Source organism: Streptomyces sp. NPDC015032 (assembly GCF_043080425.1).
Lineage (GTDB): Bacteria > Actinomycetota > Actinomycetes > Streptomycetales > Streptomycetaceae > Streptomyces.
In genome coordinates this window covers 324,869-336,375 of record NZ_JBIBVN010000004.1, presented here as the reverse complement: position 1 = coordinate 336,375, position 11,507 = coordinate 324,869, and the positions used below count along the sequence as shown (strand labels likewise).

Here is an 11,507-nt window from a genome sequence, read left to right as displayed (position 1 = left end):
CGGCGGGCGGCCCGGCGCGATCAGCGCCGGTAGAAGATCCGGTCCCGGTACTCCGTCATGACGCGCCCGTTCCACTCGTGGCCGCCGTCGACGTTCCCCGACCGCAGCATCGGCGGCTCGATCCCGCGCGCCACGAGCTGCTCCACGGCGGCGGCCATCATCGCCTGCATCACCGCACTGGTGACCACCGTCGAGGCGGGCGCGAACGGTGCCCCGATCCCCTCGGCGGTCAGCTCCGCGTCGCCGATGGAGATCTTGCTGTCGAGCACGATGTCGCAGTGGTCCCGCAGGAAGCCGCCCGAGGCGTGCCGGGACCGGGTGCCGTCCGCGTACGCGACCGAGGTGACGCCGATGACCTTCAGGCCGAGTGCGCGCGCGTTCATCGCCATGTCCACCGGAAGCGCGTTGCGCCCGGAGAGCGAGATGACCACGAGGACGTCGCCCGCCCTGGCGGGGCTGGAGTCGAGGACCGCGCCCGCCAGCCCGTCGACCCGTTCCAGCGCCGAGCCGAGGGTCGCCGGCATGACGTCGACGCCGACCGTCCCGGGTACGGCCAGCAGGTTCATCAGGGCGAGGCCGCCCGCCCGGTAGACGACGTCCTGCGCGGCCAGCGAGGAGTGTCCGGCGCCGAAGGCGAAGAGCCTGCCGCCCGCCGCGACGGTGTCGGCGATCGCGGCACCGGCCGCCGCGATGTTGCCGGACTCCTCGTCGCGTACCCGCTCCAGCAGGCCGATCGCTGCGTCGAAGAACTGACCGGCCAGCGTGCTGTCGCTCATCGAGGAGGCCCTTTCCGGCGGGGGAGAAGCGAGGAGAAGTACGAGGAGGAGTACGAGGAGAAGTAGGGCGAGACGTACGAGGGGACGTACAAGGAGAAGTGATCGTGAGGCGTCCGTGCCGCGGATCACGTTGCGGTCTGGACCAGTGGCCTGTCAACACCGCCCGCGCCGCCCAGCTGCGCGGCGCCCGGTCGGCACGGCACGGTTGTCGGTGGTATGCGTCAGAATTGGGTGAGGGCCAGCGCACGACGTTTTTCAATGTCACGACGTTTTTCATGTCACAGCATCGAGGGGCACGAATGTCCGGACTGATCGACACCACGGAGATGTATCTCCGCACCATCCTCGAACTCGAAGAGGAAGGCGTGGTCCCCATGCGCGCCCGGATTGCGGAACGGCTGGACCAGAGCGGTCCCACGGTGAGCCAGACGGTGGCGCGCATGGAGCGCGACGGCCTGGTGCAGGTCGCGGGCGACCGCCACCTGGAGCTGACCGACGAGGGGCGCCGCCTCGCGACCCGCGTCATGCGCAAGCACCGGCTCGCCGAGTGCCTGCTCGTCGATGTGATCGGCCTGGAGTGGGAGCAGGTCCACGCCGAGGCATGCCGCTGGGAGCATGTGATGAGCGAGGCCGTGGAGCGGCGGGTGCTGGAGCTGCTGCGCCACCCGACGGAGTCCCCGTACGGAAATCCGATCCCGGGCCTGGAGGAGCTGGGCGAGAAGGCGGAGGTGGATCCGTTCCTCGACGAGGGCATGGTGAGCCTGTCGGAGCTCGACCCGGGCACCGAGGGCAAGACGGTCGTCGTGCGCCGGATCGGCGAGCCGATCCAGACGGATGCCCAGCTGATGTACACGCTTCGGCGGGCGGGCGTGCAGCCCGGTTCCGTGGTCAGCGTGACCCAGTCGCCCGGCGGGGTGCTGGTCGGCAGCAGTGGCGAGGCGGCGGAGCTGGACACCGAGGTCGCCTCGCATGTGTTCGTGGCGAAGCGCTGAAGACAGCTGACAGGCAGCTGACAGACGCACGAATAGACACACGAACAGATATGCGAATAGACGTGCGAGCGAACGGGCGGGGCGCCGACGGGCGCTGAATCTCGACGTCCGCTTGCTCTTTTTCCGTCCGGAACCGCAGCGCCCGGACGGATCCCGTGCCAGGCTGTGGCTGAGGCATACCTGAGAGTGTTCGGCCATCTGGCCGCACGGTCGGGGAGGGAGCAGGTGCATGCGCCCGTCGTACGTGCTCGTTCGGCGCATTCGGCATGTCCGGCACTCGCCCCGGGAGGCGGCTGCCGCGCTCCCGGCCGCCCGCGAAAATGCTCCGGCATCGGCCGCCCACGCATGTGCTCCGGTATCGGCCTCTCCCCGTACGGCAACAGCAGAGGGCCCCGGCGCCTGGTGGCGCCGGGGCCTGTCCTCCCCTGCTTCGACCCGGAGCCCCGAGCTCTCGAGGTCGGTCCCTGCGGGCCCTCATCCCCGAGTGGCCCGCCTCCCGGTGAAGGTCTCCCCTCCCCGGCTGCCATCAATCCTTGGAGCCGGTCACTCGAACGAGGGGTGTTGGATGCCAGAGCCTGTTTTCGAATAAAGGTTCGATAGTCTGGCGTGGCGCGACCACGCGGTGATCGAGCGGGATCAAGCGGTGATCGAGGACGAGAAGGGGGTGCCAGAACATATGGTGCGGCGTATCGATGTGACCGGGACCGACGGCGTACGCCTCGCGGCCTGGGAGTTCGCCGACCCGGCCAAGGGGCGCACGGAGGGCGAACGCGCCCCCGGGGTTTTACTGCTCCACGGACTGATGGGCCGGGCCTCGCACTGGGCCTCGACCACCCGCTGGCTCGCCGAGCGGCACCGCGCCGTCGGCCTCGACCAGCGCGGGCACGGCCGCAGCGAGAAGCCGGCCGAGGGCCCGTACACCCGTGAGGCGTACGTCGCCGACGTCGAGGCGGCGATCGAACAGCTCGACCTCGCCCCTGTCACCCTCATCGGACATTCGATGGGAGCGCTCACCGCCTGGCAGCTCGCCGCGAAGCGCCCCGATCTCGTCCGGGCCCTGGTCGTCTGCGACATGCGGGCCTCCGCGCTCGGCGCGGCCTCGCAACGGGAGTGGGAGGACTGGTTCACGTCCTGGCCGGTGCCGTTCGCCACGCTCTCCGACGTACGGAAGTGGTTCGGCGAGGACGACCCCTGGGTGGAGCGGCCCAGCCCGGCCCGGGGCGAGTTCTTCGCCGAGGTGATGGCCGAGCGGGCCGACGGCTGGCGCCCCGTCTTCTCCCGCCGCCAGATGCTCCAGTCCCGCGCGACCTGGGTGTTCGACGCGCACTGGGAGGAGCTGGCGCAGGTCCGGTGCCCGACCCTGGTGCTCCGCGGTCTCGACGGCGAGCTGGGCCGGGCGGAGGCCCAGGAGATGGTCCGCGTACTGCCGTGCGGGCAGTACGCGGAGGTGGCCGACGCCGGTCATCTCGTCCACTACGACCAGCCGGAGGGCTGGCGAGCGGCGGTCGAACCCTTCCTGGAACAGTGCGCCGAGGACCCCCGGGGCGACCGCGAGCCCGTATCCCCGTAGGAACCCGTCCGCCCGCGAGAACGCGAGAACGCGAGAAGGGGGCAGACGTACGGAGAGCGGGCCCCGCGGACCCGCTCTCCTCAGCCCTTGCTGACCGCGGCCAGGATCTCCGGGAGCCGCTTCGCCGTCCGGGGAGCGGCGAGCCGCAGCCCCGCCCAGGCGATCAGTGCCCCGTACGCGGCCCCGCCCGGCAGCAGCAGCCACAGCCACTGCTCCAGATCGGCGACGTGCAGCCAGATCGTCACCGCGATCACGGGCGCGCAGAGCACCGCCGCCGAGACCATGCCGCCGAAGATCGAGATCCAGGCGAGCCCGGCCTGCCCCGGTGCCACGTTCTTGAACGCCCCGTCCTGCGGGATCGAGTACGGGAAGTTCGCCGACGCCACCGCACCCGTCGCCAGCATCGCGCCCAGCAGGGCCAACGACAGCCCCATGACCCCCGGCAGTGCACCCCAGTCGCCGAGCACCGCCGCCGTCACCACCGTCACCAGGATCGTGAACGGCAGGGTGATCAGCAGCAGTGCCAGGGCCCGCGCCCGCAGTTCGAGGTAGGCGTCCCGGGTGGAGGAGATCGTCAGCGCCACCATCCAGAACGCGGAGGTGTCCTGGCCGAACTGGTTGTACATCTGGATGCCGAGCATTCCGGCCGCGAAGCAGGCGAAGTACATCGAGCCGGTGCCCTGCAGCGCGTAGACGATCGGCACGATCAGCCCGACCGCCAGCGCCGTGACCCAGGAGGCCTTGGTCTTCGGGTCGCGTGCGATGTACCGCAGACTGCGTTCCATCACCGGTCCGGTACGCCCCGAGGGCAGGAGCGCGGAGAGCCTGGAGGCGCTCCCGCCGGACTTCTCGCGGCCCGGTCCGGCGGCCGCGAGGGTCGAGCCGTCCGGGGCCGTCATCAGCTTCACCAGACTCCGCTGCCACAGCCACAACAGCGCGAACAGCGCCGCCACGGCCAGCAGCAGCTGTCCGGCGGCCTGCCCGTAGGAGCCCCGCGAGGCCGAGTCCACGGCCCCGATCGCCGAGGCGGGCGGCAGCCAGCGCACCACGTCCGCAGCCGGGTCGAGCGAGGCGAGGCCGCCCGCCCGACCGAGCCGCTGCGCACCGAAGTTGACGAACTGGAAGCCCACTGCGATCACGAGCCCGCTCAGTACCGCGAGATCGCGGCCCTTGCGCGACGTCAGCAGCCGGGTGTTGGCCGTGGCCACGGCACGTGTCAGCGCCACGCACAGGAGCAGCGTGAGGGGCACCGCCACCACGGCGAACACCGCCCCCGCCGCCCCGTGCGCCACCGCGACCACCGAACCGGCCGTCAGGCAGAGCGTGAACAGCGGACCGATGCCGACGAGCGATGCCGCCAGCAGCGCCGCGACCAGCGGGCGCGGCCGCAACGGCAGCATCACCAGACGGCTCGGGTCGAGGGTCTCGTCACCGCTGGGGAAGAACAGCGGCATCACGGCCCAGCCGACCGCCAGCACCCCGGTCAGCAGGACGCCGAGGGTGTCGATGTGGGCGTGCCCGCGCAGCGCGATCAGCCCGATCAGCTGGCCCGCGGCGATCAGCAGGGCGAAGACGATGGAGGTGATGTAGGCGGCCCGGCGGCCGGCCGACTGCCGCAGTCCGTTGCGCAGCAGGGTCAGCTTGAGCCGTACGAAGACGGGGACGAGCCCCTCGCCGCCGCTCGTGGTGTCCCGGCCGCGGGCGGCGCCCACGGGAGTGTCGAGCACGCTCATCGGTCGCCGCCCAGCCAGTCCAGGGAGTCGCCGGTGGCCCGGGAGCCCGCGCCGACGAGTTCGAGGAAGGCGTTCTGCAGCGAGGACGCCTCGCCGCGCACCTCGGCCAGGGTGCCCTGGGCCCGGATCCTGCCGGCGGCCATGACGGCCACCCAGTCGCAGAGGGACTCCACGAGCTCCATCACATGGCTGGAGAAGACGACGGTCGCCCCCGAGCGGGTGTACCGCTCCAGCACCTCGCGGATGGTCTGCGCCGACACCGGGTCGACGCCCTCGAACGGCTCGTCCAGGAAGAGCACTTCGGGGTTGTGCAGCAGTGCCGCCGCGAGCCCGATCTTCTTCCGCATACCGGTCGAGTAGTCGACGACCAGCTTGTGCTGGGCGCCCGCCAGGTCGAGCACATCGAGGAGCTGGGTGGCCCGCTTGTCCACCTCGGCGCCCGGAAGCCCGCGCAACCGGCCTGTGTACGCGAGGAGTTCGCGTCCCGAGAGGCGTTCGAAGAGCCGCAGCCCCTCGGGGAGCACGCCGATCCTGGACTTCACCTCGACCGGGTCGCGCCACACGTCGTGGCCGCCGATCTCGACCAGCCCGTGGTCGGGGCGGAGCAGTCCGGTGACCATCGACAGCGTGGTGGTCTTGCCCGCGCCGTTGGGACCCACCAGACCGATGAACTTGCCCGCGGGCAGCTCCAGATCGATCCCGGCGACCGCGGTCTGCTCCCCGAACCGCTTCCACAGCCCCTGTACGCGAACGGCGGGCGGCGCGATGGGCGCTCCACCCGCCTCCTCCGCTGCCCCCGTCCGTACCGCTCTGTCGTTTTCTGCCCGGTCCTGCATGATGTGTTGCCTTTCGTGGTCCCCGTGTATGGGGACACCCTACGAAAGGGTGCTCTACGAGAGGCGGGCCCGTGCGTCGGCCACGTCCCGTGCGCAGGCGTAGGCGAGCGGATTGATGAGCTTGGCCGCCTCCGGCAGCCACCGGTTGGCGTGGGTGGGCCGACGGGCCCACTGCACCACTCCGCGGCCGCCGACCCGGGTCGGCGGTCCCGTCACATAGTGGCCGTCGCCGCGGCCGACGAGGTCGAGCGCGGCGGCCCGCCAGCCCAACTTCCGTACGAGCTCGTCCACCTCGGCCGCCGTGCCCGGCAGGACGAAGAAGTACATCCGCCGGTCGGGGGCGCGGGTGACGGGCCCGAGCGGCAGGCCCATCCGCTCCATCCGGGCCAGTGCCAGGAACCCGGCGGACTCCGGTACGTCGATCGCGTCGAAGGCGCGGCCGGTCGGCAGCAGGATCGACGCCCCCGGCTGTGCGGACCACAACCGGCGGGCCGCGGCACCACTGCCGGTCGCCCGGTCCGCCCAGTCGGGGGCGGCGGGATGGGCGCCGGGGGAGGCGCAGCCGGCGTCCTCGCACGAACATCGCTCGGTGCCCTCGGCGGCCTCCAGCCAGGTGCCGGGGCATACGTCCCAGTGCCGCTCCTCCGCGTACCGCACCGCGGCGTCGAGCAGTTGCTCGCCCCGCTGCTGGGGGACCTGCGCGGCTGTCCCGACCCCGATGCGCTCTTCGACTCCGATGGGCTCTTCCACGCCCAGCACAACTTCCGCCACCACCCGGGGTTACGGGCGCGGCGGGCCCGGTCACGGCGTACCGGTCCGGCATGCGGGGCGCATGGATGCATGGGTGGGGGCGCGCGCGAGGCGGCGCCCGGCAGGGCGGGTAGCCAGTTACGGGCACCTCCGGAACGGTCGGCCTCTGTCATATGCCGACATGAATGACAACGAACACGACGGACGTGACGATCACGATGAATGTGCGCATTTTCCGTGGAATTGCCGGGCAGTGATCCGCTCATCGATCACTGCGGCCTCAGGGGGAAACATGGCAGCCAGGCCTCTCGTCGCCCGCCAGCCGAACGAACGGCTCCAGGCGCTCATTCAGGAAGCCGGATGCTCCAACGCCGGCCTCGCCCGGCGCGTCAACATGGTCGGCGCGGAACGCGGGCTCGATCTGCGGTACGACAAGACCTCCGTGGCCCGTTGGCTGCGTGGACAGCAACCACGCGGCAGGGCACCGGGAATCATCGCCGAGGCGCTCGGCCGCAAGCTCGGCCGTACGGTCACGATCGACGAGATCGGCATGGCCAACGGCAAGAATCTGTCGTCCGGCGTCGGCCTGCAGTTCGCCCCGACCGTGACCGGTGCGATCGAGCAGGTCTGCGAGCTGTGGCGCAGCGACGTCGGCCGCCGCGACTTCCTGTCCGGTTCGACGGTCGCCTCCTCGGCGCTGGTCGAACCCAGCCGCGACTGGCTGATCACCGGCGCCGACCCGCAGGTGGCACGGTCCGCCGGAGCCCGCGTCGGGATGTCGGACGTGGCGGCGGTACGGGCGATGACGACCGCGCTCGTCGACCTCGACCACCGGTTCGGCAGCGGACATGTGCGGCCGGTCCTGGTGCACTACCTGAACAGCGTGGTCTCCGGGCTGCTCTCGGGGGCGTACCGTGAACCGGTCGGCCGGCAGCTCTTCGCGGCGGTCGCCCGGCTCACCGAACTCGCCGGGTACATGGCGGTCGACACGGGCCAGCCGGGCCTCGCCCAGCGCTACTACATCCAGGCGCTGCGCCTGGCCCAGGCGGCGGGCGACCGGGCGTACGGGGGTTACGTCCTGGCCGCGTCGATGAGCCATCTCGCCGCGCAGCTGGGCAACCCGCGCGAGATCGCCCAGCTGGCGCGGGCCGCGCAGGAAGGTGCGCGCGGGCGGATCACCCCGAGGGCGGAGGCGATGTTCTACGCGGCGGAGGCCCGTGGGCACGCCCTGCTCGGCGACGCCCGCACCTGCCAGGCGGTGACGGGCCGGGCGCTGGCCGCCATGGAGCACGCCGATCCGGACACCGGGGACGATCCCGACTGGATCGCCCACTTCGACCACGCGTACCTCGCCGACGAGCTGGCGCACTGCCATCGCGATCTCGGCCAGGCGGAGGCGGCGGCCCGCCGGGCGAAGGAGTCCCTGGACGGCCACCCGGAGTCCCGGGCCCGCCGCCGCGGCATCGGTCTGGTCCTCCTCGCCACGGCCCAGGTCCAGCTGCGCGAGGTGGAGCAGGCCTGCCACACGGGCACGCGGGCGATGGAGCTGCTGGGGTCGGTGCGCTCCAGCCGGGGTGTGGAGTACCTGGAGGACCTGCAGCAGCGGCTGGTGCCCTACGGGGACGAGACGGCGGTGCGGGAGTTCGGGGCGCGGCTGGAACTCCAGGCGGCCTGACGGGAGAGTCCCTGATGGGAGAGTCCCTGATGGGAGAGCCCGGGGCATCGTGTCCGAGGCGCCCCCGTAACAGCGTCTCGGGGGCGCTCGATGTTACACCTCGTGTGAAGGGGTGGTGAGTGGCAACACGCGCTTGGCGGACGGCGGGGACCACCCGATAGCGTGAGTCGACGATTCCGTAGGTTTACACGTAGGAGTCCCGGTGACGCAGAGCGGACAGGGTGACGAGCAGCAACTCCCTGCTGTACGGCCCGCGCACGAAGGTGTCGTGCTGCCCGCGGGTGGCGGTGAGCCCTGGATACCCGGGGGGCCCGCGGATCAGGCCGCCCCGGCGGGCGGCCAGCCGTGGGGGCAGCCCTGGGGGCCGCAGGCGGCGCACCAGGACCCCTCCTCGCAGCCACCGGCGCACGCCCCGGGGCAGGGGGCGTATGGGCAGGGTGGTCATCAGTACGGGCAGGGGCAGCCGGCGCAGGGGTACGGACAGCCCCAGGCCCAGCCGCTGCCTCCCGTACAGCCCCAGCATCCCCAGCAGTTCCAGCAGCCCCAGCAGCCGTACGCGCAGCCGTTGCCGCCCGAGGCCGTGCCCGGCATGAGCATGGGCGGGGACGCGGAGGCCACGCAGTACATCGCACCGGTGCCCGCCGGACCCGCGCCGGGCGGGTTGCCGCCGGAGGTTCCCGCCGGGGCCACCCAGTTCCTCGGCCACGGAGCACCGGAGCCGCAGCCGCAGACACAGGCGTACCACCAGCCGCAGCAGCCGCCCGCGCACGGGGGCGACGCCGAAGCGACCCAGTACATCCCGCCCGTCCCCGGTGGCGCCCCGTACGACATCAGGCCCGGGGCCCCCGGCGACCGGCAGCCGCCCGCCGAGTTCGACAACCTGTTCCGCAGCGAGGAGCCCTCGGGCGCCACCCAGCAGATGCCCCAGTTCGCCCCCGGACCGCAGCACCAGGGGGCCCCTCGGCCTCCGCAGGCCCCGCAGGCCCCGCAGTCGTCGTATCAGCCCATGGACGACCAGCCCCAGGGCCGGGCCCAGAAGCGCAAGAGGCCACACGTCACACTCATCGCGGCGGTCGTCGCCGGCTGCGCGGTCGTCGGCCTCGGTGCGGGTGCGCTGCTGAGCGGCGGCGGCGACGACCACAGCAAGGACGACAAGCAGCCGGTGGCGGCCGCGAGTACACCCGGCGACCAGACCCCCACGCAGGCCGCGGCCGATCCGGTGAAGCTGCAGGCCGAAGCGCTCGACAAGTTGCTGGCGGACAGCAACAACAGCCGTGCCGCGGTCATCGGGGCCGTCGGGAAGACCAAGAACTGCCAGGATCTGGACCAGGCCGTGACCGATCTGAAGGGCGCCGCCCAGCAGCGCCGTGATCTGGTGACCCGGCTCCAGGAGCTGAGCGTCGACCAGCTGCCGGACCACGAACGGCTCACCGCCTCCCTCACCAAGGGCTGGCAGGCGTCCGCCGCCGCCGACGAGCACTACGCCGCGTGGGCCGGCCAGGCCAAGCACGGCAAGAAGGTCTGCAAGCACGGCAAGGCCCGGACGACCAACGAGATGCAGCAGGCCACCGTGCAGAGCGGTGAGGCGAGCAAGGCGAAGCAGGAGGCGTCGGGGCTGTGGAACGCGATCGCCTCGAAGTACGGGCTGACCCAGCGGGCGGCGACCCAGCTCTGAGGGCCGGGCCCCTCCGGTGACCCGTGACCGGTGACCGGGGAGCGGCGACCGGTGACCGGTGACCGGGGAGCGGCGGCCGGAGGGCGGGGCCTTTGGTGCCTCAGCCCTTCGCGCTCGCGTCCGACAGCGTCTTCGCGACGTCCACGAAGCCCTTCCTGTCCGCGACGAGCCGCCCGTTCCGCACCACCTGGAACGTCACCTCGGTGTTGACGACGCGCGGGTACGCGGACGAGCCGAGCATGTCCTTGAACCGCCAGCGCAGCACCGGCGTGAGACCGCCGGTGTCGGCCGGGGTGCCGTGGTTGAGGGCGGAGGCGAGTTTCCTGGCGGTGATCTGCGGGGCGTCGACCGCCTTCACCAGCTCGTTCAGCACGGTGTACGCGATCCATGTGGTCTGGACGCCGGTGTCGTCCGGATCGATCCGGTTGTCGCCGAAGGCGTACTTGCGGATCACCTTCCGCATCGGGTCCCAGCGGGCGTCGCCCGAGTCCGGGTACCAGCCGGTGAGGTACGCCCCCTCGAACGGGCTGTTCCGGCCGCCGGTGCTGTCGATCAGCGGCTGTCCGACGCTGCCGAGGACGGACGAGATCCGCACGTTCCCGGACGTCGGTCCGAGCCGCCGGAAGGAGTCGAAGAACGTCCCCGTACGGTCCCCGAGCACGGCCGTCACACAGCCGTCGCGCGTCCCCGCCGCGTCGAGCGCCCGCCCGGCGGCCTCGTCGTACGAGGTCGCCGACTCCGCCGCCCGGATGTCGGCGGGTCCGGGCCGGCCGGCGTCGGTCAGACCGGTGTCGAGGAGCCAGGCCTGGCCGTCGCCGGCCAGGGTGTCGGGCCGTACCACGGACACCCGCTCGCAGGTGCGGGCGAGCTGGCGGGCGTTGCCCGCGAGGAGCGCCGCCTGGCCGCCGTTGACGGGGTAGGAGGTGTAGCTGTCGAACTCCTCGTCGGAGGCTCCGTAGCCGCCGATGTAGGGGATTCCGGCGTTCTCCAGCGGCGGCATGAACGACGATCCGTGCCGGCTGTACGAGCCGACGACCGCGACCGCCTTCTCCTTGACGGCCAGCCGGGCACAGTTCCCCGCGCCGGCCGAGGTGTCCGCCTCGTCACAGGTGACGACGCGCAGTTCGTGACCGTCGAGCCCGCCGTCGGCGTTGACCCAGCGGGCGTACGTACGCGCCATGGCGGTCATGCCCGACCTGTCCGCCGTATTGACGGTGTCCGGTGTCGCCTCGCCGCCGGGGGCCCACGTCACCACGGTGAGCGGCTCCCTGGAGTTCCCCGGGGCTCCAGGGAGTGCACCGCAGCCCGTGACCAGCAATGCCCCGACCGCCGCCGTACTCGTGAGGAACGCGTAGGGGCGGGGGGAGGTGGGGCGTCGCCGTCCGGTCATGGACACGAACATTTCCGCCCGCGGGGTAACACCGCTGTGTGCTCCACGCAACGCTCGGTGACATCCGGGTGAATTACGGGGGCCGGTGCGGGCGGCCGAAAAGGGAACGT

General features: G+C 71.9%; 9 protein-coding genes. 4 read left to right on the top strand and 5 right to left on the bottom strand.

The window, feature by feature from the left end; all coding sequences use genetic code 11:
• Window positions 1-20: 20 nt before the first annotated feature.
• Entirely contained in the window at window positions 21-776 is a 756-nt protein-coding gene (locus ACF08M_RS10085; RefSeq protein WP_392184736.1) for an SIS domain-containing protein, read from the bottom strand.
• A 299-nt stretch (window positions 777-1,075) separates the two neighbouring features.
• On the opposite strand from ACF08M_RS10085, the gene ACF08M_RS10080 reads away from it, so the two are divergent.
• Both ACF08M_RS10080 and ACF08M_RS10075 read left to right on the top strand, forming a co-directional pair.
• A complete protein-coding gene (locus tag ACF08M_RS10080; RefSeq protein WP_392184735.1) occupies window positions 1,076-1,768 on the top strand; it encodes a metal-dependent transcriptional regulator in 693 nt (230 codons plus the stop codon).
• A 676-nt stretch (window positions 1,769-2,444) separates the two neighbouring features.
• Complete coding sequence (locus tag ACF08M_RS10075; RefSeq protein ID WP_392184817.1) at window positions 2,445-3,338, top strand: alpha/beta fold hydrolase; 894 nt, start codon at window positions 2,445-2,447, stop codon at window positions 3,336-3,338.
• 80 nt (window positions 3,339-3,418) lie between these two features.
• Here ACF08M_RS10075 and ACF08M_RS10070 read toward each other — a convergent pair whose 3' ends face one another.
• The 3 genes from ACF08M_RS10070 to ACF08M_RS10060 are packed head-to-tail and all read right to left on the bottom strand — an operon-like array spanning window position 3,419 to window position 6,666.
• Window positions 3,419-5,071, bottom strand: a complete 1,653-nt coding sequence (locus tag ACF08M_RS10070) for a transporter (RefSeq protein ID WP_392184734.1) — start codon at window positions 5,069-5,071, stop codon at window positions 3,419-3,421.
• Window positions 5,068-5,907 (bottom strand): ABC transporter ATP-binding protein, encoded by an 840-nt coding sequence (locus ACF08M_RS10065; RefSeq protein ID WP_392184733.1) that lies wholly within the window; start codon window positions 5,905-5,907, stop codon window positions 5,068-5,070. Before ACF08M_RS10065 ends, ACF08M_RS10070 begins: the two co-directional genes overlap by 4 nt.
• Window positions 5,908-5,961: 54 nt before the next feature.
• A complete protein-coding gene (locus tag ACF08M_RS10060; RefSeq protein WP_392184816.1) occupies window positions 5,962-6,666 on the bottom strand; it encodes a bifunctional DNA primase/polymerase in 705 nt (234 codons plus the stop codon).
• A gap of 283 nt (window positions 6,667-6,949) precedes the next feature.
• On the opposite strand from ACF08M_RS10060, the gene ACF08M_RS10055 reads away from it, so the two are divergent.
• A complete protein-coding gene (locus tag ACF08M_RS10055; RefSeq protein ID WP_392184732.1) occupies window positions 6,950-8,332 on the top strand; it encodes a transcriptional regulator in 1,383 nt (460 codons plus the stop codon).
• Between the two features lie 202 nt (window positions 8,333-8,534).
• The gene (locus tag ACF08M_RS10050) at window positions 8,535-10,007 is read left to right on the top strand and encodes a hypothetical protein (RefSeq protein ID WP_392184731.1); all 1,473 of its coding nucleotides are present in this window, start codon (window positions 8,535-8,537) and stop codon (window positions 10,005-10,007) included.
• Window positions 10,008-10,107: 100 nt separating this feature from the next.
• Here the strand turns inward: ACF08M_RS10050 and ACF08M_RS10045 are convergent, their stop codons facing one another.
• Window positions 10,108-11,397 carry an ABC transporter substrate-binding protein gene (locus tag ACF08M_RS10045; RefSeq protein ID WP_392184730.1) on the bottom strand — a complete coding sequence of 430 codons (1,290 nt, stop codon included), beginning with the start codon at window positions 11,395-11,397 and terminating at the stop codon, window positions 10,108-10,110.
• Window positions 11,398-11,507 lie beyond the last annotated feature (110 nt).

Bases quoted from the DNA above. Each gene is read 5' to 3' on its own strand.
- ACF08M_RS10085 (WP_392184736.1), bottom strand. From the start codon at position 776: ATGAGCGACAGCACGCTGGCCGGTCAGTTCTTCGACGCAGCGATCGGC.
- ACF08M_RS10080 (WP_392184735.1), top strand. From the start codon at position 1,076: ATGTCCGGACTGATCGACACCACGGAGATGTATCTCCGCACCATCCTC.
- ACF08M_RS10075 (WP_392184817.1), top strand. From the start codon at position 2,445: ATGGTGCGGCGTATCGATGTGACCGGGACCGACGGCGTACGCCTCGCG.
- ACF08M_RS10070 (WP_392184734.1), bottom strand. From the start codon at position 5,071: ATGAGCGTGCTCGACACTCCCGTGGGCGCCGCCCGCGGCCGGGACACC.
- ACF08M_RS10065 (WP_392184733.1), bottom strand. From the start codon at position 5,907: ATGCAGGACCGGGCAGAAAACGACAGAGCGGTACGGACGGGGGCAGCG.
- ACF08M_RS10055 (WP_392184732.1), top strand. From the start codon at position 6,950: ATGGCAGCCAGGCCTCTCGTCGCCCGCCAGCCGAACGAACGGCTCCAG.
- ACF08M_RS10045 (WP_392184730.1), bottom strand. From the start codon at position 11,397: ATGACCGGACGGCGACGCCCCACCTCCCCCCGCCCCTACGCGTTCCTC.